This is a genomic window from Nonomuraea sp. CX421 (assembly GCF_059358955.1).
The window spans coordinates 329589-349092 of the sequence record NZ_JCADBK010000005.1; the positions used below are offsets into that span (position 1 = coordinate 329589).

22 protein-coding genes and 3 pseudogenes are annotated in these 19504 nt (G+C 68.4%); 12 read left to right on the forward strand and 13 right to left on the reverse strand.

Annotated features, from left to right (window positions below; translation table 11 throughout):
- Positions 1 to 528: 528 nt before the first annotated feature.
- From AC5L3X_RS12915 to AC5L3X_RS12925, 3 genes are all read right to left on the reverse strand, one after another.
- Positions 529 to 1026, reverse strand: a complete 498-nt coding sequence (locus tag AC5L3X_RS12915; RefSeq protein ID WP_494857175.1) for a DUF402 domain-containing protein — start codon at positions 1024 to 1026, stop codon at positions 529 to 531.
- A gap of 100 nt (positions 1027 to 1126) precedes the next feature.
- Positions 1127 to 1765, reverse strand: a complete 639-nt coding sequence (locus AC5L3X_RS12920; protein ID WP_494857176.1) for a response regulator — start codon at positions 1763 to 1765, stop codon at positions 1127 to 1129.
- Positions 1762 to 2946 (reverse strand): sensor histidine kinase, encoded by a 1185-nt coding sequence (locus tag AC5L3X_RS12925; protein ID WP_494857177.1) that lies wholly within the window; start codon positions 2944 to 2946, stop codon positions 1762 to 1764. Before AC5L3X_RS12925 ends, AC5L3X_RS12920 begins: the two co-directional genes overlap by 4 nt.
- A gap of 112 nt (positions 2947 to 3058) precedes the next feature.
- Here AC5L3X_RS12925 and AC5L3X_RS12930 point away from each other — a divergent pair.
- From AC5L3X_RS12930 to AC5L3X_RS12940, 3 genes and pseudogenes are all read left to right on the forward strand, one after another.
- A pseudogene (locus AC5L3X_RS12930) lies at positions 3059 to 3766 on the forward strand (ABC transporter ATP-binding protein); the annotation flags it as partial.
- Positions 3767 to 3774: 8 nt separating this feature from the next.
- Positions 3775 to 4539, forward strand: a complete 765-nt coding sequence (locus AC5L3X_RS12935) for a DUF2705 family protein (protein WP_494857178.1) — start codon at positions 3775 to 3777, stop codon at positions 4537 to 4539.
- Positions 4540 to 4586: 47 nt separating this feature from the next.
- The gene (locus AC5L3X_RS12940; protein WP_494857179.1) at positions 4587 to 5363 is read left to right on the forward strand and encodes an ABC transporter permease; all 777 of its coding nucleotides are present in this window, start codon (positions 4587 to 4589) and stop codon (positions 5361 to 5363) included.
- A gap of 210 nt (positions 5364 to 5573) precedes the next feature.
- Here the strand turns inward: AC5L3X_RS12940 and AC5L3X_RS12945 are convergent, their stop codons facing one another.
- Both AC5L3X_RS12945 and dapA read right to left on the reverse strand, forming a co-directional pair.
- Positions 5574 to 7259 carry a ribonuclease J gene (locus AC5L3X_RS12945; protein WP_189127187.1) on the reverse strand — a complete coding sequence of 562 codons (1686 nt, stop codon included), beginning with the start codon at positions 7257 to 7259 and terminating at the stop codon, positions 5574 to 5576.
- 54 nt (positions 7260 to 7313) lie between these two features.
- Positions 7314 to 8231, reverse strand: a complete 918-nt coding sequence (gene dapA, locus AC5L3X_RS12950; protein ID WP_494857180.1) for a 4-hydroxy-tetrahydrodipicolinate synthase — start codon at positions 8229 to 8231, stop codon at positions 7314 to 7316.
- Positions 8232 to 8552: 321 nt separating this feature from the next.
- Here dapA and AC5L3X_RS12955 point away from each other — a divergent pair, with 321 nt between their 5' ends.
- Positions 8553 to 9284 carry a GntR family transcriptional regulator gene (locus AC5L3X_RS12955; RefSeq protein WP_494857181.1) on the forward strand — a complete coding sequence of 244 codons (732 nt, stop codon included), beginning with the start codon at positions 8553 to 8555 and terminating at the stop codon, positions 9282 to 9284.
- Here the strand turns inward: AC5L3X_RS12955 and AC5L3X_RS12960 are convergent.
- Positions 9247 to 9432: pseudogene (locus tag AC5L3X_RS12960) on the reverse strand (zinc ribbon domain-containing protein); the annotation flags it as partial. The gene AC5L3X_RS12955 and the pseudogene AC5L3X_RS12960 overlap by 38 nt on opposite strands.
- Positions 9433 to 9489: 57 nt before the next feature.
- Entirely contained in the window at positions 9490 to 9639 is a 150-nt protein-coding gene (locus AC5L3X_RS12965; RefSeq protein WP_494857182.1) for a hypothetical protein, read from the reverse strand.
- Positions 9640 to 9822: 183 nt separating this feature from the next.
- On the opposite strand from AC5L3X_RS12965, the gene AC5L3X_RS12970 reads away from it, so the two are divergent.
- Positions 9823 to 10512 (forward strand): JAB domain-containing protein, encoded by a 690-nt coding sequence (locus tag AC5L3X_RS12970; RefSeq protein ID WP_494857183.1) that lies wholly within the window; start codon positions 9823 to 9825, stop codon positions 10510 to 10512.
- A gap of 831 nt (positions 10513 to 11343) precedes the next feature.
- On the opposite strand, the gene AC5L3X_RS12975 is transcribed toward AC5L3X_RS12970, so the two are convergent.
- A complete protein-coding gene (locus AC5L3X_RS12975) occupies positions 11344 to 11532 on the reverse strand; it encodes a hypothetical protein (protein ID WP_494857184.1) in 189 nt (62 codons plus the stop codon).
- 207 nt (positions 11533 to 11739) lie between these two features.
- Between AC5L3X_RS12975 and AC5L3X_RS12980 the strand changes: the two genes are divergently transcribed.
- From AC5L3X_RS12980 to AC5L3X_RS12990, 3 genes and pseudogenes are all read left to right on the forward strand, one after another.
- A complete protein-coding gene (locus AC5L3X_RS12980; protein ID WP_494857185.1) occupies positions 11740 to 12228 on the forward strand; it encodes a GntR family transcriptional regulator in 489 nt (162 codons plus the stop codon).
- A gap of 39 nt (positions 12229 to 12267) precedes the next feature.
- Positions 12268 to 12423 (forward strand): annotated as a pseudogene (locus AC5L3X_RS12985) (GntR family transcriptional regulator); the annotation flags it as partial.
- Positions 12424 to 12547: 124 nt separating this feature from the next.
- Positions 12548 to 12745, forward strand: a complete 198-nt coding sequence (locus AC5L3X_RS12990; RefSeq protein ID WP_494857186.1) for a winged helix-turn-helix domain-containing protein — start codon at positions 12548 to 12550, stop codon at positions 12743 to 12745.
- On the opposite strand, the gene AC5L3X_RS12995 is transcribed toward AC5L3X_RS12990, so the two are convergent.
- The 3 genes from AC5L3X_RS12995 to AC5L3X_RS13005 are packed head-to-tail and all read right to left on the reverse strand — an operon-like array spanning position 12735 to position 15153.
- A complete protein-coding gene (locus tag AC5L3X_RS12995) occupies positions 12735 to 13133 on the reverse strand; it encodes an ASCH domain-containing protein (protein WP_494857187.1) in 399 nt (132 codons plus the stop codon). The two genes, AC5L3X_RS12990 and AC5L3X_RS12995, sit on opposite strands and share 11 nt — an antisense overlap.
- A 15-nt stretch (positions 13134 to 13148) precedes the next feature.
- A complete protein-coding gene (locus tag AC5L3X_RS13000; protein ID WP_494857188.1) occupies positions 13149 to 14171 on the reverse strand; it encodes a hypothetical protein in 1023 nt (340 codons plus the stop codon).
- A gap of 43 nt (positions 14172 to 14214) precedes the next feature.
- A complete protein-coding gene (locus AC5L3X_RS13005) occupies positions 14215 to 15153 on the reverse strand; it encodes a DMT family transporter (protein WP_494857189.1) in 939 nt (312 codons plus the stop codon).
- On the opposite strand from AC5L3X_RS13005, the gene AC5L3X_RS13010 reads away from it, so the two are divergent.
- On the forward strand, positions 15152 to 16549 hold the full coding sequence (locus AC5L3X_RS13010; protein ID WP_494857190.1) for an aminotransferase-like domain-containing protein: 1398 nt from the start codon (positions 15152 to 15154) through the stop codon (positions 16547 to 16549). The two genes, AC5L3X_RS13005 and AC5L3X_RS13010, sit on opposite strands and share 2 nt — an antisense overlap.
- Positions 16550 to 16558: 9 nt before the next feature.
- Here AC5L3X_RS13010 and AC5L3X_RS13015 read toward each other — a convergent pair whose 3' ends face one another.
- Positions 16559 to 16864, reverse strand: coding sequence for a hypothetical protein (locus tag AC5L3X_RS13015; RefSeq protein ID WP_189127176.1), 306 nt, complete (start codon positions 16862 to 16864; stop codon positions 16559 to 16561).
- A 44-nt stretch (positions 16865 to 16908) separates the two neighbouring features.
- Here AC5L3X_RS13015 and AC5L3X_RS13020 point away from each other — a divergent pair, with 44 nt between their 5' ends.
- The 3 genes from AC5L3X_RS13020 to AC5L3X_RS13030 are packed head-to-tail and all read left to right on the forward strand — an operon-like array spanning position 16909 to position 18959.
- On the forward strand, positions 16909 to 17418 hold the full coding sequence (locus tag AC5L3X_RS13020; RefSeq protein WP_494857191.1) for a CGNR zinc finger domain-containing protein: 510 nt from the start codon (positions 16909 to 16911) through the stop codon (positions 17416 to 17418).
- Positions 17419 to 17461: 43 nt separating this feature from the next.
- Positions 17462 to 18070: a GNAT family N-acetyltransferase gene (locus tag AC5L3X_RS13025; RefSeq protein WP_189127174.1), complete on the forward strand. Its 609-nt coding sequence runs from the start codon at positions 17462 to 17464 to the stop codon at positions 18068 to 18070.
- 13 nt (positions 18071 to 18083) lie between these two features.
- Positions 18084 to 18959 (forward strand): 1,4-dihydroxy-2-naphthoate polyprenyltransferase, encoded by an 876-nt coding sequence (locus AC5L3X_RS13030; RefSeq protein WP_189127173.1) that lies wholly within the window; start codon positions 18084 to 18086, stop codon positions 18957 to 18959.
- A gap of 7 nt (positions 18960 to 18966) precedes the next feature.
- Here AC5L3X_RS13030 and AC5L3X_RS13035 read toward each other — a convergent pair whose 3' ends face one another.
- Positions 18967 to 19440 carry a GNAT family N-acetyltransferase gene (locus AC5L3X_RS13035; protein WP_494857192.1) on the reverse strand — a complete coding sequence of 158 codons (474 nt, stop codon included), beginning with the start codon at positions 19438 to 19440 and terminating at the stop codon, positions 18967 to 18969.
- Positions 19441 to 19504: the final 64 nt, after the last annotated feature.

Consider the following 19504-nt stretch of genomic DNA (forward strand, 5'->3'; position numbering starts at 1 on the left):
TCCGGAGTCTTGTCACTTCTTCAGCCCGATTCTTACAGTTGCGGCGGCTTGTCCACAATTCTGGCAAACGTTCACATATATGGACGCGCCTCCCAGCTCCACGTCCGCACGTCGAGCTGGACCCCAGCACCGCACATACGGGGCGTCGCCCCGGACGGCGACGCCGCCCTTTCGGATACGACTCATGCAAGACGGCGAAGGCGTCGGGCAGACAACATCGACGGACAGCGGACGACGGAGGACGGAGGACGGACGGCATCGACGGACAGCGGACGACGGAGGACGGAGGACGGAGGACGGAGGACGGACGGCATCGACGTCGGCATCGGCGGTCCGCGGCGGCGTTGGCGTTGGGGCCGACATTGGGGCCGACGTTGGGGCCGGTTCAGGTCGGTGGCTAAGCACCACCAGGCTCACCCCGCCCGCGCCCCATAGGTGTCGACCACCTACCATCAGAAGCACCAGAAGCACCAGAAGCACCAGACGGTCGGCGCTTAGCTGGAGCCATCGGCGGGAGAGTGAAGCTCCTCAGCTCACTTGAGCCAACCAGCTCACATGGGCGCCGCCGAACGCTCCCTCACGCTCTCCAACAGCGGCCATCAGCCAGTGAGCCGTCTCCTCCGCCCGTTTGATCACATCGGCGGGATATCCCAGCGACACCTGATGATCAGCGAACTCGTCCTCGTCATCCAGAATCAACCGCCCATCCCGCATTCGGATCACGTCAAGGTCAAGATCGACCATGGTCACCTCGCCATCCCTCCATTCGGGCACCGTCGTCACATCCACATAGATCTCCACCTTGTGCGGCGGCGCGTTGAAGGACGCGGTCCACCAGGCATCCCGCGGAAACAGCATGATGCTCGCGGTCCTGGACATGACCGGTGGCCCCGTGCCCTTGCGCGCGTACGTCCCGCTGGGCACCGCGACCCATACGCCGTGCTCGTCCTCGTCAAGGAGCGTCGCCGCATGATTCCAGTGCAGCGCTCCACCGTATTTTCGAAAGACGACCTGCACTTCCCTCATGCCCCGGACGTTAGCGAACCCAGGAGCAACCGTCCTCACCCTGTGGCCACCAACCGCGTGACAACCACATCACCCACGCAGCCGCCTCGAGAAGCCTTCACTAAGTCGCGCCCACCAGCCCACTTTCATATGCCGCGATAACGAGCTGCGCGCGATCCCTGGCTTCGAGCTTGGCCAGTAACCGGCTGATATGGGTCTTGACCGTGGCCAAGCTCAGCTGCAGGTAGGCGGAGATCTCATTGTTTGACAGCCCACGAGCGATGAGCGTGAGCACCTCCCGCTCCCGCTCGGTCACCCCTTCGAGCCCGCGCACGCGGGGCACAGCCGGAGTGCGGGTGAACTCTTGGATCAGCCGGCGCGTCACGGTCGGAGCCAGCAACGCGTCGCCACCGGCCACCACCCGGATGGCCGTCAGCAATTCGGCAGGCGGAGTGTCCTTGAACAGAAACCCACTGGCCCCCGCGCGAAGGGCGTCGTAGACGTAGGCATCCAGGTCGAACATGGTCACGATCAGTACGCGGGAGACATCACCGATGCGCCTGGTGGCCTCGATGCCGTCCATCTCCGGCATCCGGACATCCATGAGCACCACGTCGGGTCGTTCCTCCAACGCCACGGAGACCGCTTCCGCTCCCGTGGATGCCTCGCCCACAACGATCAGGTCGGGCTCCGAGTCGACGAGCACTCGGAAGCTTCCCCTGAGGAGTGCCTGATCATCGGCGATCAGCACTCGGATCATGAGACACCTCCAGGTGAAGCGTGGACGTTCGGCAGACGGGCCAGAACCCGGAACCCTTGCCCAGGAACACCTCCCGCCTCGAAATCCCCGCCGTACATCATGATCCGCTCACGCATTCCGATCAGCCCATGCCCTGCCCCTTCGGCAGGGATCACACGGCGGCCAGGCCCGTCGTCCATCACCTCGATCCGGACCTCCCGCTCTTCGGCGACGACCGTCACGCGGCAGAGCGTGGGCGCTGCATGCTTGACCACGTTGGTGAGCGCCTCCTGCACGATCCGGTAGACCGACAACTCCATCCCCTCGGGTAACCGCTCCCCCGACGGCCCGAGCCGGACGTCGAGATCGACGTCGACGCCCGCCATCCTGGCCTGCTCAGCCAACCCCGCAAGCCCGCTGAGGCCGGGAGCGGGATCGAGATCGGGCGGCTCGGCGGAGCGGAGGACGCCGAGGAGATGGCGCATCTCCACAAGCGCGCTCCGGCTCGCGGTCTCGATCACCCGCAGCGCGGCCTGTGCCTCTTCAGGCTTGGTGTTCATGACATGGTTGGCCACGCCCGCCTTGACCGCGATCAGGCCCACACTGTGCGCGACCACGTCGTGCAGCTCACGGGCGATGCGCAGGCGTTCCTCCGTCACCGCCTGCTCGGCGAGCCAATCGGCGTCGCGGGCAGCGTAGACCCTTCGTTCACCTACGGCGCGACCGACCGTCCATGCCCCACCCAGCGCGGCGATGCCGATGAGAGGCACGTCGAGATGCGTCATCCAGGGCGGTGCCCCCGTATGCGACGACTCTCCGGCAAGGACCAGACCGCCCAGCGTGATCAGAGTGAGCACCGCGATCGCCGTGGTCGGCACCCAGGCCCCGGGGGTATCGACCAACGCGACCACGTAGAGCGCGTAAGCAGGTGAGACGTAGGCGAAGCTCACGGCACCGAGTAGCACGGCCAGCACCGCGAGCGCCAATGTGAGGCAGAAGATGGGCATCGGCCATCGCCTCCGCAGGGCCAGCGGCATCCCCAGCGCGAAGGGGATGACCAGCCTCGCCCACGACGGCAGACCCGAGGCGTTGGTCGCTGCCGTCAGGAACAGAAGGGAAAACGCCAATCCGGCCAGCAGATCAAGGACCATCAGCTGGTCTCGGCTCAGCCGCCTGACGAAGAGGGGGTGTGGCTCGTGCACGCGTTGAAGGTAGCCGGTTCGGCGGCCCGAGGACGTCAGCCCAGGGTCTGACCTTGATATTCGGACCGTGGTCTGATGTGCCGAGCGCCCGCTCTGCCACATCGTTTACGGCGTGATCGAACTCAGGCAACTGACCAAGCACTACGGCGTCACGCTCGCGGTGGACGACCTGACCTTCACGGTGACACCCGGCCATGTGACGGGCTTCCTCGGCCCCAACGGATCGGGCAAATCCACGGCCATGCGGCTGATCCTCGGCCTCGACGCGCCCGACTCAGGAGAGGCCCTGGTCAACGGGCGGCCCTACACCTCGCTGAGTCTGCCCATGCGTCAGGTGGGCGCGCTGCTCGACGCCAACGCCGTGCACGGTGGACGCAGTGCTTACCACCATCTGCTGTGCCTGGCCCGCACCAACGACATCGGCCCGCGGCGAGTGACAGAGGTGCTGGAGCAGGTGGGGTTGGCCGGCGCGGCCCGCAGGCGGGTGGGGGGTTTCTCACTGGGCATGAAACAGCGGCTCGGCATCGCGGCCGCCCTGCTGGGTGACCCCGGGGTGTTGATGTTCGATGAGCCGGTCAACGGGCTCGATCCCGGCGGGGTGCGCTGGATCCGCGACCTCATGCGCACACTCGCAGCAGAGGGCCGGACGATCCTACTGTCCAGCCACCTGATGAGCGAGATGGCGTTGACCGCCGACCGCATCGTCATCGTCGGCCGGGGCAGACTGATCGCGGACACCACTGTGGACGCGCTGACCGCTAGCCATCCCACCCTCGAAGACGCCTACATGGCGTTGACGGCCAGCAGCGCGCAGTTCGAGGCCTCACCATGAGAGCCGCCCTTTCGTCCGAATGGCTGAAACTACGTTCGGTCACCTCGACCTTCCGCGCCATCGGGGCAGCGGCTCTCATGATGGCCCTGGGCCTGGTGTGGACGTTCTATGCCGGCGAGCTCGCGGACGAACGCGAGTCGATCGGGACAGCGGCCCCCGAGCAGGGGCTCCTGTCGCTGGTTCAGATGAGTTTGGCGGTGATCGGCGTGCTCGCGATCACCTCGGAGCACGCCACCGGCACGATCCGTGCCAGCCTGACCGCCGTACCCAGACGAGGTGCGCTGCTACTGGCCAAGGCGGGAGTGGTCGGCGCTGTCACGTTCGTTGCGGCACACACGATCATCTTGACCACCTACGGCGTGTGTCGTCTGATCGCGGGTGACCGCCAGTTGGGCTTCAACGAAATCACCTTCTCCCACGATCTGCCGATGCTGCTCACCTCTGGACTGTCGGTGACCGTGCTCGCGCTGGTGGGCCTGGGGCTGGGTTTCGTCACTAGGTCGACGGCGGGGGCGATCGTGTCGGTGGTCTCACTGTTGTTCGTCCTGCCGGCCGCCGCCATTTACCTGCCCCCATCGTGGAACACCCGGGTCGCTGCGTACATGCTGCCCAACCTGGTGCCGCAGATCGCCGACCAGCAGTTGTCGAGACGGGTCGGCGACGGCCCCCTGTCCCCGTGGGTCGCGCTGACGGTGCTTCTCGGCTACGCGGTCGCCGCGTTGACCATCGGCTTCTTCATGCTGAGGAGGCGCGACGCGTGATCTCTTCCACCGACAGATCAGGGAGTCTCCGGACGCAAGGAGTCTCAGTGCACGTCATCGCCTCGGAGTGGCTGAAGGTCCGTTCGGTCCGTTCCAGCCACCTCATCCTGATTCTCAGCCTCGGCGCCATCCTCTTGGGCGTCGGCCTCGCATGGATGGCCAGCGGGATGTACGACAGCGCTCCGCCCGCACAGCAGTCGAGAGCACGCCTCGCAAAGCTGGAGGAAGCGCTGGTATTCGTGCCGCAGCTCTGTCTGGGGGTTTTGGGTGTTCTGGCGATCACGTCGGAGTACGCGACAGGGACGATCAGGGCGAGTCTCACGGTCGTGCCGAGGCGTTGGCCGGTGCTGACGGCGAAAGCCACGGTTGTGGGCGCGCTCGGGCTACTGACAGGCGCGACGACGGTGTTCGGCACGTACTTCCTATGCCGCTGGGTGGTCGGCGACCGGTTTGCGGGCGTCTACACCGCCCCATTCCTCGACAAGCTACCGACGCTGATCACCACTGGGCTCTCGGTCGCCGTGTTCGCCCTGCTCGGCTTGGGACTGGGTGTGATCCTGCGTTCGACGGCCGGGGCGATCACCATCCTCGTCGGATTCGTCTACGTGATCCCGATGATCGTCGGCAATCTGCCCGAGCCGTGGAGTGAGCTGCTCGGCTCGGTGATGATCGGGTCGCTCCCCCGCCAGATCACCGGCGACGACCTCACGTACTCCGTGTACGGCTCGCTCCTGCCGCCCCCAGCGGCGGCCACGGCACTCACCGCCTACGCACTGTTACCAGTGCTCGCAGGAGCATGGCTGCTGCGCCGACGAGACGCGTAAAGCCCGAACCGAAATCGGTCAGGCCGGCCCATGTCCAGGGCCGCCGCGTACAGTCGGCCTGAGACCGGGCCACCGCGTACAACCAGCCCAAAATCAGGGCCGCGACGTACAGTCGGCCAGGTCGCCGAGGGCACGGAGATTTCTCGACGGATCGAGATGATCCACCGGTCGGTACGGCAGGCGGAGAGGCCTGCCGTACCGGATGAAGCCTCAGACCTCGAGCACCACAGGGATGATCATCGGCCGACGGCGGTAGGTGTCACTCACCCAGCGCCCGACCGTGCGGCGGACCGCCCGCCGGATCTCCTGCGTGTCCATCACGCCGTCCGCGGCCTTCTCCTCGAGAGCCTTCTGGATCTGCGGTATGAATTGCTCGAACTGGGCCGGATCGATGCCGGAGCCACGCGCGTGGATCTCGGGCCCGCCCATGAGCTTGCCGGTGTTCGAGTCGACCACGACGACTACCGAGATGAAGCCCTCGTCGCCGAGGATCCGGCGGTCCTTCAGGGAGGTGTCGGTGATCTCACCGACCGAGGAGCCGTCGACGTACACGTATCCGGCGTGGACGGCGCCGACGATCCTTGCCCGGCCGTCGACCAGGTCCACCACGACGCCGTCTTCGGCGATCACGATGTGGTCGTCGGGCACCCCGGTGAGCGCGGCGAGTTTGGCGTGGGCCCGGAGGTGCCGCCATTCGCCGTGCACGGGCATGAAGTTGGACGGGCGGGTCAGATTGAGCACGTAAAGCAGCTCGCCCGCAGCCGCGTGCCCGGAGACGTGCACCTTGGCGTTGCCCTTGTGCACGACACGGGCGCCCCAGCGGGTGAGCCCGTTGATCACCTTGTTGACCGCGGTCTCGTTGCCCGGCACCAGTGACGAGGCCAGCAGCACGGTGTCGCCCTGGGCAACGCGGATGGGATGGTCGCGGTTGGCCATCCTGGACAGTGCCGCCATCGGCTCGCCCTGGGACCCGGTGCAGACGAGCACCACGTCCTCCGGCGGCCACTCCTCGATGTCACGGGAGTCGACGATCAGCTCCGGCGGCACCTTGAGGTAGCCGAGGTCACGGGCCACACCCATGTTGCGCACCATCGAGCGGCCGACCAGGGCGACCTTGCGGCCGTGCTTGGCAGCGGCGTCCATCACCTGCTGGATGCGGTGCACGTGTGAGGCGAAGCTGGCCACGATGACCCGCTGCTCGGAGGTGCGGATCACCTCGTCGATGACCGGGCCGATCTCACGCTCGCTGGTGACGAATCCCGGCACTTCGGCATTGGTCGAGTCGGACATCAGCAGGTCGACGCCCTCGGTGCCGAGCCTGGCGAACCCGCCCAGGTCGGTGAGGCGGCCGTCGCTCGGCAACTGGTCCATCCGGAAGTCGCCGGTGTGCAGCACGATGCCGGCCGGCGTTCGGATCGCCACCGCCAGCGCGTCGGGAATCGAGTGGTTGACCGCGAGGAACTCACAGTCGAACGGCCCGAACCTGTGCCGCTCTCCCTCGACCACTTCGGTCTTGGTCGGCTGGATGCGGTGTTCGGTGAGCTTGGCCTCGATGAGGGCAAGCGTCAGCTTGGACCCGATGAGCGGGATGTCGCGCCGCTCGCGCAGAAGGTAAGGGACTGCCCCGATGTGGTCCTCGTGGGCGTGCGTGAGCACCAGGGCCTCGACGTCGTCGAGCCGATCCCTGATGTATTCGAAGTCGGGCAGGATCAGGTCGATGCCCGGCTGGTCGGGCTCGGGGAACAGCACCCCGCAGTCGACGATCAGCAGTCGGCCGCCGTATTCGAAGACGGCCATGTTTCTGCCGATCTCGCCCAGTCCACCCAGCGCGACGATGCGCAGGCCGCCGTCAGGCAGGGCCGGTGGGGGGCCGAGATCAGGATGTGGATGGCTCATGCCGGGCCCCTGTGGTCAAATCGTGTTCTCAAAACTTCTGGTTCCTCCCCGTTTCTATGCGTCTGTCAACTTCACTCCGCCGGCTACCAGGCAGACCCGTAGCTCGGCGATTTGCTTCTCCGTCGCGGCGACCAGCGGCGGCCGCACCGGCCCCACGGGCACTCCCACCATGCCCAGCGCGGCCTTGGCCATGATCGCGCCACCGGCGCTCATCATGATCCCATCGACCACGGGCGCCAGTTGCCGGTGCACAGCCAGGGCCTGCGCCACGTCGCCGTTGCGGTAGAGGTCGATCATGTGGGCCAGCTGACCTCCGACGACGTGCCCGACGACGCTGACGAAGCCGGCCGCGCCCACGGACAGCCAGGGCAGGTTGAGCAGGTCGTCACCTGAGTAGAAGGCGAGATCGGTCGCGGTCATCACCTGGGTGCCGGCGAACAGGTCGCCCTTGGCGTCCTTCACGGCCACAATGCGCTCGTGCTGCGCCAGCCGAATCAGGGTCTCGGACGCGATCGGAACGCCACTGCGCCCCGGAATGTCATAGAGCATCACCGGCAGCTCCGTGGCGTCGGCCACTGCGGTGAAGTGCCGATAGAGCCCCTCCTGCGGGGGCTTGTTGTAGTAAGGCGTCACCACGAGCAGGCCATGCGCACCGGCACGGGCCGCGGCCCTGGCCAGCTCGACACTGTGATGGGTGTCGTTGGTGCCCACCCCGGCCACCACCGTGGCGCGGTCTCCGACCGCCTCGACCACGGCACGCAGAATGCGCTCTTTCTCGCCATCGGAGGTAGTGGGCGACTCTCCGGTCGTCCCGCTCACGATCAGGCCATCGTTGCGCTGCTCGTCCACCAGATAGACGGCGAGGCGGCGTACGGCCTCGTAGTCGACGGCACCGTCCGCGGTGAACGGCGTGACCATAGCGGTCAGCATGCGTCCGAAGGGTGCGTCCGTGGTTCCAGTTGGCGATGCCATAGTGCGAACGCTACCTGGATTCCCGAACCCGGTGGACGCCGCCACCCCGCTTCGCCAGCGCGGGAGCCCCTTTCGCCGTATTTTGACGGCCTTCGGGGGATGGCCACGTAATGGAAGAGGCCGCCGATATGTGCTCGGGGGTACACACATCGACGACCTCTACCGAACAATCGGCCCCTCTTACATCGGCGTTACAGGGTTCGGCCGATAATTTTCCACTGCCGCAAAGTTGGGGCTCCAAGGGTCATCGATGACGGTCGGTTACCTGCCGAATACGGCAACATGGGGCAACGCCTCACCCGAACCCCCAGGGATGGACTAGTGGCCACCTCAGATCCGGTCTACCTGCGTGTCGTCGAGGACATCCGGCGACAGATCAACGACGGCACCCTTCTCCCCGGCGCGCCCATCCCCTCGCGGGCGCAGCTCACCCGTAAATACCAGGTCGGCGAGACCGCCGCCCGCCACGCCTTGCGCGTTCTGGCGGCCGAGGGCCTCATCATCGGCCGCGTGGGATCAGGCCATTACGTCAGACAGCACCCAGACCCGACACCTTTGCACCGATGGCGGTTCCTCGACCATTCTGCCCCGTTCGCGGCCGATCTGCAGGCGCAGGGCAGACGGGTGACCTGGGACTGGCACAGCGAACCCGCCGAGGCGGGCCCCGACCTCGCCCGGCGACTCCGGCTCGACCCCTCGAGCACGGTGACCAGGACTCACTACGTCTTCCGCGGCGAGGGCAAACCCCTCCAGCTCGCCACCTCGTACGAACCGCTGGAGTTCGCCGCCCATGCCGAGGAGGAGCGCCGGAGCCTGGTCGCCCGGTTGTACACCCATGGCATCAAGGTCACCGAGATCGTCGAGAGCGTGCGCACCCGGGTCCCCCGCCCCGACGAGATCGACGCGCTCGACCTGCCGGCGGGAGTGCACGTTCTGCACGTCGAGCGCACCCACTGGGCGGGCGACCGGCCGGTGGAGACGAGCGACATCGTGATCCCGGGCGACCGCTTCCGGGTCATGTACAGCATGCCCTTGTCAGCTTCCCGGCCGTGAACGACCGAGCTCGCAGCTCCTCGCCGTGCATGGGGCGCACGGTTCGGGCCGCGTCGGCAGCGTGACTCACCGCCCCTCCGCGCGAGGCGATGTTACGGGCCGCATTGACATCGGCGTGCTCAGCGAAGCCGCACGACGTACAGCGAAAGGTTTCCTGTGCTCACCTGCTGGGTCGGCTGGGGCCGACAGACCCATGTTCTTCAGCTCACCGTAGGTGCAGCCGCAGATCGTCATTACGGAACACCTTCGTCTCCCGCGTGATGCGGGAGACCAGGTTCGCGGCGTCATCGCACAGGCGCAGCGTGTCCGCGAGCGCCGCCTCCCGCGCGGGCTCGGGAAACAGCCGGGCCCTCACAACGAATTCACGCTGTGAAGCTCGCCGCGGATCTTTACCCAACGTGCGGCGCCGTAGGCGATTCCTCCCGGGCCCGAAGACCCGGGGTTCCTCGCATCACGTCACTGAAGCAGAGGCGCCGTCACGCGACGAGGCCGCCGAGGTTGTCGGTGCGCGTTGATACAACCGTGGTGGAGGTTGCCGATGCGAGTGAAGGACCTGCCCACCCGGGAGCGGCCACGCGAGCGGCTCATGACGAACGGGGCGACGGCTCTCGCCGACCGTGAGTTGCTCGCCGTGCTGCTCGGCTCGGGGTTTCGCGGGTCGAGCGCGATGGACCTGGCCGCCCAGGTGATCGAGCACTGCGGCGATCTCGACGGCCTGTCCCGCTCGGAGCCCCACCGACTGCTCGCCGTCCCCGGCGTCGGTCCCGCCAAAGCCGCACGCGTGGCGGCGGCCTTCCATCTCGTACGGCGAGCGCAGGCGGAGCCCGAGCGCGACAGGGTCGCCAGCACCTCCGACCTGGCCACGATCGCGGCTCCCCTGCTGCGAGGCCACTCGCGCGAACGCCTGGTCGTGGTGGTCTGCGACACGCGCGGCGCGGTGCTCAGGCGCACGGTGCTCACCGAGGGTGGGGCAGATCACACGACGGTGCCGGTCCGCGAGATCATCACCGCGGTGCTCACCTCGGGCGGCGCGGCGTTCGGCCTCGCCCACAACCACCCCAGCGGCTCTCTCGACCCGAGCGACGACGACCTGACCGCCACGATGCGCGTCGCGGAGGCGGCCGACACGGTGGGCCTGCGCTTCCTCGATCACCTGATCGTGACCGACATGTCCTGGCGACGCATCCCAACCTGGTCCGATGCCCTCACCGGCGACCAAAAACCATGATCCCGTCGATAGCGCCGAACGATCGGCTCATCTGTCGACGCCGTGCCATCCTGTTCCCGCGGGGCGGCCGTCACTGGAGGTCGCGGTTCGCACTGCCGCACGGACGTGGTCTCGCTGCCTCGAGGCCGGGGCCACGTCCTCGATATCGACTCGCCCGCCTGGGCATGGCGCGGATCCTCTCGGACGGATGGCTCCCCCGCCGGCTACATGCGGCTTGCAGGACGCACGCGGCGCGGCGGGGGACGACTCCATCGTGATCGTCGCGACCAAACGATCCGACAGAGCGACCACCCCTTCTCCGGCCCTGGGGAGCACTGTCAGGGCCCGCGAAGGACACTCCGGCCGCCTCTGCGGCAGTGAGGCGGCCGGAGTCCATGGCACCCCGCAGACGTCAGGGAGCGTGAGTGATGCGTCTGCGAGGTGCGTTCCGGCGTGCCCAGATGGCACACCGGAGCGGTCGTCCCTCGCGGGCACGCCGAAATCCGTTTCGCTCTCGCCCGAAAGGATTCCGTACGGCCCGCGAGGGACTCTCCAGCGGGTCCGTGCGACCGGATGACCCGCTGGAGGGTCGGGCTCCTCACGAAGACTCGCGAGGACGTCGGGCCCGGCAGGTGCGGTGCTGTGGGATGACACCTGCCGGGGAAACGGACAAGCTCGGGCAGTCGCCTGTCCTGGTGAACGAACCGCGGCGCGGACGGCGGTTCGCTGATCGTGGCTTCGCGAGCACCCTCCATCCTCGTCGGCGAAGCCACGCCGGCCCGGCCCCGTCTCGGCGGATGACTGTTGGGCCGGGAGCCTTCAAAAGATCATTGGCGAGCGGGTGCCGAGCTCTCACCGCGCTCTCCCTTCCAGCAGCCGCCGCCACAGGATGTCCGCCTCTGCGGCGATCGCCCACGGAGACTCCTCCACCACCATCCGCCCGCCCTTCCTGCTCGTCCTCCGGATGAACCTCAGCCCGCCCGCCTGGCACAGCTCGTAGAAAACGGCCTGGCAGTCACACGTGTGGTCCCGCACCCTCACCCGAGCACTCCTCGGCCGCTCAGGCTCCCAATCGACGAGCGTCGGAACACCGACGGGCTCTGCCAGATGACGGCTATGAAACTCCTCCCGCTCCGAGCACACCTGGACACTATAGCTCTGGCGTATCTATAGGTCTAGTCCGTATCCATACACTCTAGTGAGCGTCTGCTTTGAGCGGTCATGTACGCTTTCGTCTATAATCCGAGCGTGCTTGACCGTGACGGGCCCATACCTATCTACAAGCAGGTCGCTGATCTGATCCGCGAGCAGATCGAACGCGGTGACCTCAGAGCGGGCGACCCCGTGCCGAGCGAGGCCAAGCTTGAGAGGGACTACGAGATCGCGCGCACCACCGCCAGACGCGTGGCTCGCGAGCTACGAGAGCAGGGCATGGCCTACACCATCCAAGGTGAGGGCACATTCGTCGGGCAGCCTGGCGCGCCACGTGCCCCTCGGAAAGTCCCGATGTACCAGAAGATCGCTGAGGAGATCGCCGAGCGAATCCAGCGCGGCGAGATCGCGCCGAACAGAGCGATCCCCGGCGAGAAGGTCATGATGCGGGAGTACGGCGTCGCCAAGGTCACGGCGCGACAGGCGGTGGCCCACCTCAGAGAAGAGGGCTGGGTGTTCACCGTCCCCTACCGGGGCACCTACGTGACCACGCCAGACAAGTGGCCCACCGGCAAGGGTTCCTAACACTCCCCCCATGTCTGGGCACCCGTATACCCTGGGCTCATGCTCGACCCCGAGGACGACACCCACCTCTATCGCCAGATCAGCGAGATCATCCGCTCCCGAATCGTCCAAGAGCTCTCGCCTGGCGATCCCGTGGCGAGTGAGGCGCAGATCCAGCAGGAGGTCGGCGTGGCCCGCACCACCGCGCGCAGGGCGATCCGCGTGCTACGCGACGAAGGGCTTATCCACACCGTTCAGGGCGAGGGGACCTTTGTGGGCGCTCTCGACCAAGTGCCGCGAACCTCCCGAAAAGTTCCGCTACCAGCACATCGCGGGCGACGTGAGCGAGCAGATCAAGGCCGGAGAGTTCCGTCCTCGCCGTCCCATCCCCGGGGAGGCAGCGATGGTGCAGCATTACGACGTCGCACGCGAGACGGTGCGACGCGCGCTGGCACTGCTACGAGAGCAAGGATGGATCTACACCGTGCCGCAGCGAGGCAGTTATGTCTCACCAGAGGAGCGCTGGCCTACGGACTGACCAGGCGATACCAGAGGCAGACGACCGTGGACGAGTCGTCGACCTGACAGCCCTCGGCCACCCAGAAGCGCCGGTGCACCTCGCGCCAGTGCTCGATCGAGCGATACCCCTCGCCCTCCGCCAGCGCGAACTCCCAGGGCACCTCGGCGAACGGCACCAGCCGGATGCCGACGACCTCTACCACGGCCACGCGGGCCCCCGAGTCGTCCACCACCGCCAGCCGCTCGCCGATGTGCTCCAGCGCCTCGTTCTCCGCGTGATAGTCGAGCTCCAGCAGCCCCGCCGTGGCCTGCTTGGCACCTGACAGGGTCAGGTCGGTGAGCTCCCTGCGCAGCTCACCTGGAGTGCCCAGCTCCATCACGCGGAGTCCGGCCATACGTCCCCACATGACGCGGATCGTACGTCAGAAGACCGGGATGATCTCCTCCGGATCGATGAAGTCGACCGGCACCCCTTCGAGGTCCAGCTCGGGGATCGCCGGGAAGTCGATGCCCCATCGCTCGACGATCGCGCGGACGTGCGCCATGGCGACCCGCCAGTTCTCCGCCTGCTCGTCGTACGACAGCACCCCCAGCCCGGCGTCGCGGGCGTGGTCCATGAGGACGCGGTGGTTGGCCAGGAAGTACGGCGGGAGCTCCCAGAAGCCCTCCGGCGGCTCCCAGAGGATCATCGACAGGAACACGAACCCGGCGCGGAGCTGGCGGGTGATGAGCGAGCGGGTGTCGTCGGTGAGGCCGGGCCACTCGTTCTCCAGGATGGTCATGCAGATCTGCAGGTGCCGGGACTCGTCGCGGCCGATGCGCTGGAACATCTCGTCGAACACCGGGTGGCGCGTGCCCGACGCCATCCCCCTGAACAGGGTGGACGCCGCCATCTCGCCCATCATGAAGCTGGTGAAGAGCACCGGCAGCGAGTACTTGCCCACGGCGGCGGTGTAGCCGGTCCAGTAGCGGCCGCCGTTGTGGTAAAGCCAGCCGATATTGTTGTGCGCCGCCTTCTCCAACTCGTCGGACGGGGTCCAGTCGAGGGGGCCGCCGGGCCAGAGCTTCGCGATGGTGCGCTGACAGCATTCCTCGTGGTTCATCTCGTCACGCGTGATGGAGAAGAAGCACTTCCTGACCGGGTCCTCCTCGTGTTTCTCGAACGCCTGGATGGTGGCACGGGCGAACACCGCCGGCCCCGAGGCGTCGAAGTTGGCCAGGACGGAGAACCAGTACATGATCCCGAGCCGCTGCTCGCGGGTGAAGTCGCCGGGATCGAGCGCGTCCCAGGGCAGGTCGGCCGGGTTCCAGAGTGTTCGCTTGGACTTCTCGTAGATCGCCGCGAGCTTGGCCGTCTCGACTCGCCACTCCATCGGGTAAATGTTCGGCTGGGGGATCTGCGGTGCGGGCCAGAAGCCCTCTTCCGGGATCGTGAGGTCAGCCATGTGACACCTCCACCCCCCATCCTGCGTGTCGGCGTCACGGCTTTCAAGTACGCGCGCGCTGGGTCGCGGCGACGCACACGAGGACGGCCACCGCCGCGGCCAGCGTCGCCGCCCCGAACCTCTCCCCCATCAGGAACCAGGCCCACACCAGGGTGAGCAGCGGCTGGACGAGCTGGGTCTGCCCGGCCCGGGCGATGCCCCCTCTGGCGAGTCCGGCGTACCAGGGAAAGAAGCCGAGGAACATCGAGACGAGCCCCACGTACGCGAACCCGGCCAGCGCCTCGGCCGACGGCTGGACGGGAGTGGTCAGGGCGAGCACGACGCCGCTGGGAACGGTGACCGGGAGGGACAGGACGAGGGCACGGGAGATGACCTGCCAGCCGGGGGTGTCGCGGGACAGCTTGCCGCCTTCCGTGTAGCCGACGGCGGCCGACAGCAGGGCGCCGACGAGGAGGAGGTCGGCCCAGGCGGCGGTTCCCTGGTCGCGGGTGAAGGTGAAGGCCGTGATCGCGAGGGCGCCGGCCGTACAGGCGATCCAGAACAGCGGCCGAGGACGCTCGCCGGCGCTCAGGACGGCGTAGGCGGCGGTGGCGGCGGGCAGCAGGCCGATGACGACAGCGGAGTGGGCGGTGGTGGCACCGAGGTCGAACGCGAGGCCGCTGAACACCGGGAAGCCGAAGACCACGCCGAGGGAGATCAGCGCGTAGGAGCGCCACTCGCGGCGCGGCGGCAGGAGAGGGACGTTCGCGGCTTTCAGGCAGATCAGGGCGACCACGCCGGCGACGGCGGCCCGGCCGAGGGCGACCAGCCAGGGGTCGAAGCCGCGCATGGCGTAAACCGTGGCCGGAAAGGAGCCGGAGAAGGCCAGCACGCCCAGGAGGGCCAGCGCGGTGCCCTGCCGGGCGGTCCTGCGCGAGGACCGGGCGGACGCGGATGGGACCGCTATCTCCCCAGCAACGATAGCGCTATTCTGTTCTCTCATGAACAACGATAGCAGTATCGCTCAGATCGCCGCGATGCTGCGCGAGGAGGTCTCCCGGCTGCGTCCGGGAGACCGGCTGCCGTCCAGCCGGGAGATCATGCGGCGGCACAACGTGAGCCCCGTGACGGTGTCCAGGGCCATCGGCCGGCTGGCCGCCGAGGGCAGGGTGGTGACCCGGCCCGGCAGCGGCGCCTTCGCGACGCACCGGCCGGAGCGGCCCGCCGACACCGCCGACTTCTCCTGGCAGACCGTCGCCCTGGGCGACCGCGTGGTCGACGACTCGGCCATCGCGGGGTTGCTCGACCGGCCGCCCGAGGGCGTGGTGCCGCTGACCGGCGGCTACCCCCATGCGGGGCTGCGGCCGGACAAACAGCTCGCCGCCGCCGCGGCGCGGGCCGTGCGCAGGCCCGACGCGTGGGCGATGCCCCCGCTGACGGGCCTGACGGAGCTGCGCAGGTGGTTCGCGGCGCAGGCCGGAGGCGACGTGACCGTGGCCGACGCGCTGATCGTCAGCGGTGGGCAGGCCGGGCTCACCCACGCCTTCCGGGCGCTGGCGGCGCCGGGCACGCAGGTGCTGGTGGAGACACCGACCTATCCGGGAGCGCAGTCCTCGGCGCGGGCTGCCGGGCTGCGCACGACGGCCGTGCCCATGGACACAGAGGGCGTGCGGCCCGACCTGCTCGCCGAGGCCTTCGCCGTGACGGGCGCGCGGGTCTTCTACTCCCAGCCCACCCTGCACAACCCGACGGGCACCACGATGCCGCGTGAGCGCCGCGAGCAGGTGCTCCAGGTGGCCCGGGCGGCGGGCGCGTTCGTGATCGAGGATGACTTCGCCCGGTTCCTGACCGAGCAGGCGCCTCCGCCGATGGTCTCGATGGACCCCGACGGCACCGTCGTGCACATCTCCTCGCTCACCAAGGTGCTCTCACCGAGCATGCGGGTGGCGGCCGTGATCGCGCGCGGTCCGGCCGCGCACCGGCTGCGGGCCGGCCAGCTGGTGGAGTCGTTCTTCGTGGCCCGGCCGCTGCAGGAGACGGCGCTGGAGTTCGTCGGCTCGCCCGCGTGGCGGCGGCATCTGGCGACGATGCACGCCGAGATCGCCACCCGTCGCGACGCGCTCGCCGCCGAGCTGGCCGCGCGGCTCCCGTCCGCCGAGCTGCACCTGCTGCCGAGGGGCGGCATGCACCTGTGGGTACGCCTGCCGCCGGAGACCGACGAACGGGCGCTGGTCGAGGCCGCGCAGCGCAACGGCGTGCTGGTCAGCCCCGGCAGGATCTACTACCCGTCGGAGCCGCCCGGCCCGCGCATCCGGGTCACCCACATCGCCGCCGCGCACCTGGCGGAGCTGGCCGAAGGCGTGCGACGGCTGGCTCAGGCGCTGGCCGACACCTCGTAAGCGGCCGGCTCAGGCGCTGGCGAACACCTCGTAGTGGTCGACTGTCAGCTCGCGGTCGACCAGGTACGCCTCGTCCTCCGGATAGAAGACTGCCTTGCCGGGGTCCTCCCCGGCGAAGGCCCTGACCGCGTCCCACGACTCCCAGAGCGAGATCAGGAAGAACTCCGCCCGGTCGCCGGCGTCACGCCTGGTGAACTGGACGCCCTTGTTGCCGGGAGTGGCGGTGTAGCCGGGGAATCCGGTGCTCATCAGGTAGGACTCGTAGGCTTCGGCATCGGCCGCGTGGGTCCAGCCACGCCAGGTGCGAACGATCATAGGGACCATCATGCTGCAACCTGCTATTGCCGTACAGTGGTGACATGCTGGCGCCTGCGGAGCTCGTGCGTGACTTTCTCAACACCGTCGATCTCGAAGCAGGCACGGAGGAGCTGACGTCTCCCGCGGAGCTGGCGGTCTGGCTTCGCGAGCACCACCTCATCGGGCCGCTCGACCGGGCGGGCGACGACGATCTGGCCACCGCGGTCGCGCTCCGCGAGGGACTGCGGGCCGTGCTCAGGCGGGAGCCGGCCGAGCTCCCGCTGCTGCCGCTCAGGGTGTCGGTCGGTGAGCGGCCGGAGCTCGTCGCGGTGGAGGGCGGTGTCGCGGGCGGTCTGGCCCGCATCTCCGCCGCGGTCACCGACGGGTCCTGGGAGCGGCTGAAGGTGTGTGCCGAGCACGGCTGCCAGTGGGCGTTCGTCGACGTGTCGAAGAATCGATCTCGTTCGTGGTGTTCTATGCGGGTCTGCGGTAACCGCACCAAAACACGCGCTTACCGGGCTAGGAAGCAGGGTTCGCGTCGTCCCCAAGGTTCAAACACCGATACGGTGTAACTCGTGCCTTGTGGCATGACGGCAGGCGAAGGAGCGGGCCGAGATGGCAGACGTAGGCGTCCGGGCGGCCCGGCGCGAGGATGTGCTCCAGGTGGCGAATGTTCAGATTCGTGCCTGGCGCTACGGCTATCGGGATTTCCTTCCCGAGGGTCCACTTGAGCAGATGACCGGTCCCGCGGCCGAGAAGATGTGGCTGCGCCAGTGGGACGAGGCGATCGTCGCTCCACCCACGTCCAGGCATCGGGTGCTGGTCGCGGTGGAGACCATCCTCGACACCGAGGGCTTCCCCGCGCTCGGGGCGGGCGGCAGCGCCGCCCTCGCCACTCCGCGCGGCGGCGAGCGCGTGGTCGGCCTGGCCTCCCACGCTCCCGCCGAGGATCCCGACCTCGATCCGACCGTGGTGGCCGAGATGCTGACGCTGCTGGTCGACCCCGACTTCGTACGCCGCGGCCACGGCAGCCGGCTGCTCAACGCGACCGTCGACCACCTGCGTGACGACGGCTACCGGCAGATCGTCACCTGGGTGTTCGCCGACAACTACGCGGTGCTGGGTTTCCTGGAGTCGGCGGGCTGGGGCGAGGACATGGCCGAGCGCGTGCTCGACATGGGCCGCCCGATCCGCATGGTCAGGCTCACCACCGACATCAGCTAGAGGACATCCCGACATGGCAACCACCGGCCAGTGGGTCGCCGGCGCGCGCCCCCGCACGCTGCCCAACGCCGTCGTGCCCGTCATGGTCGGCACCGGCGTGGCCATCGGAGAGCAGGGCTTCGTCTGGTGGCGGGCACTCCTCGCGCTGCTCGTCGCGCTGCTGCTGCAGATCGGCGTCAACTACGCCAACGACTACAGCGACGGCATCCGCGGCACCGACGACCAGCGCGTGGGCCCGATGCGACTGGTCGGCTCGCGGGCCGCCACGCCGCGCCAGGTGCTGACCGCCGCACTCGGCTGCTTCGCCGCCGCGGCCGTGCTCGGGCTGGTCCTGGTGGTCGTCACCCGTGGCTGGTGGATCCTGCTGGTGGGCGCCGCCGCGATCGCCGCCGCCTGGTTCTACACCGGCGGCAGCAGCCCCTACGGCTACCGCGCCCTGGGTGAGGCGTCGGTCTTCGTGTTCTTCGGCGTGGTGCCCGTGGTCGGCACCGCGTACGTCCAGACCGAGCAGCTATCCTGGACCGCGCTGGTGGCGTCGATCCCGGTCGGGCTGCTGTCGTGCTCGATGCTCGTGGTCAACAACCTGCGCGACGTGAGCACCGACAGACCGGCCGGCAAGCGGACCCTGGCTGTGGTGCTGGGCGCCCCCCGCACCCGCACCCTCTACGCGGCCTGCCTGATCGTGCCGTTGGCGATCGCGCTGGGGATGATCCCGGTCGCGCCGCTCGCCGCGCTCGCCGTGCTGGCGGCCCCCCTGGCAGTCCCTCCCGTCCGGGCCGTGCTGCGCGGCGCCGAGGGGCCCGTCCTGATCGGCGCGCTCCAGCAGACCGGCCGGCTCCAGATGGTGTACGGCCTGCTCTTCGCGATCGGCCTGGCCATCGCCCTGTAGGCCCCCGTCAACCGCGCATCACCACGCGGGGCGCCACCTCGATGCCCAGCTCACGTTCGTACTCGACCAGGGCCCGCAGCTCCGGGCCCCACGCGGCCTCGGGCAGCGCGGTGAAGCCGTGGCGTTCGTACCAGGGGGCGTTCCACGGCACGTCCCGGAAGGTGGTCAGCGTCACCGCCGGCGCGCCGGCGGCCAGCGCGTGCTCCCGCACCGCTGTGATCAGCCTCCCGCCGATGCCCTGCCGCATGCACGAGGGATGTACGGCCAGCTGTTCCAGATGGAGGTTGCCGTCGACCCAGCCCACCAGCGCGAACCCGGCGGGCGGCTCCCCCTCGACCAGCACCGAGCCGGGATCGGCCACCTCCTCGATCTGGGTGGTCCCCGGCGGGAACTCGATGCCCACCTGCTGGAAGAGCCCGTCGGCGGCCAGCTCGACGGAGATCAGACCGGACAGTTCGCTGGATTCGGCCCACCGCACCATGGCGACACGGTCTCATGTCCGGGCGGATCCGGTCACTGTATTAATGTGAAGATCGTGGCTCGGC

Excerpts from the sequence above, each read along its gene's own strand:
- AC5L3X_RS13025 (WP_189127174.1), top strand. The coding sequence starts at position 17,462 with ATGGCAGACGTAGGCGTCCGGGCGGCCCGGCGCGAGGATGTGCTCCAG.
- AC5L3X_RS12970 (WP_494857183.1), top strand. The coding sequence starts at position 9,823 with ATGCGAGTGAAGGACCTGCCCACCCGGGAGCGGCCACGCGAGCGGCTC.
- AC5L3X_RS13020 (WP_494857191.1), top strand. The coding sequence starts at position 16,909 with ATGCTGGCGCCTGCGGAGCTCGTGCGTGACTTTCTCAACACCGTCGAT.
- AC5L3X_RS13030 (WP_189127173.1), top strand. The coding sequence starts at position 18,084 with ATGGCAACCACCGGCCAGTGGGTCGCCGGCGCGCGCCCCCGCACGCTG.
- AC5L3X_RS13015 (WP_189127176.1), bottom strand. The coding sequence starts at position 16,864 with ATGATCGTTCGCACCTGGCGTGGCTGGACCCACGCGGCCGATGCCGAA.
- AC5L3X_RS13000 (WP_494857188.1), bottom strand. The coding sequence starts at position 14,171 with ATGGCTGACCTCACGATCCCGGAAGAGGGCTTCTGGCCCGCACCGCAG.
- AC5L3X_RS13010 (WP_494857190.1), top strand. The coding sequence starts at position 15,152 with ATGAACAACGATAGCAGTATCGCTCAGATCGCCGCGATGCTGCGCGAG.
- AC5L3X_RS12995 (WP_494857187.1), bottom strand. The coding sequence starts at position 13,133 with ATGTGGGGACGTATGGCCGGACTCCGCGTGATGGAGCTGGGCACTCCA.
- AC5L3X_RS13005 (WP_494857189.1), bottom strand. The coding sequence starts at position 15,153 with ATGAGAGAACAGAATAGCGCTATCGTTGCTGGGGAGATAGCGGTCCCA.
- AC5L3X_RS12915 (WP_494857175.1), bottom strand. The coding sequence starts at position 1,026 with ATGAGGGAAGTGCAGGTCGTCTTTCGAAAATACGGTGGAGCGCTGCAC.
- AC5L3X_RS12935 (WP_494857178.1), top strand. The coding sequence starts at position 3,775 with ATGAGAGCCGCCCTTTCGTCCGAATGGCTGAAACTACGTTCGGTCACC.
- AC5L3X_RS12945 (WP_189127187.1), bottom strand. The coding sequence starts at position 7,259 with ATGAGCCATCCACATCCTGATCTCGGCCCCCCACCGGCCCTGCCTGAC.
- AC5L3X_RS13035 (WP_494857192.1), bottom strand. The coding sequence starts at position 19,440 with ATGGTGCGGTGGGCCGAATCCAGCGAACTGTCCGGTCTGATCTCCGTC.
- AC5L3X_RS12920 (WP_494857176.1), bottom strand. The coding sequence starts at position 1,765 with ATGATCCGAGTGCTGATCGCCGATGATCAGGCACTCCTCAGGGGAAGC.
- dapA (WP_494857180.1), bottom strand. The coding sequence starts at position 8,231 with ATGGCATCGCCAACTGGAACCACGGACGCACCCTTCGGACGCATGCTG.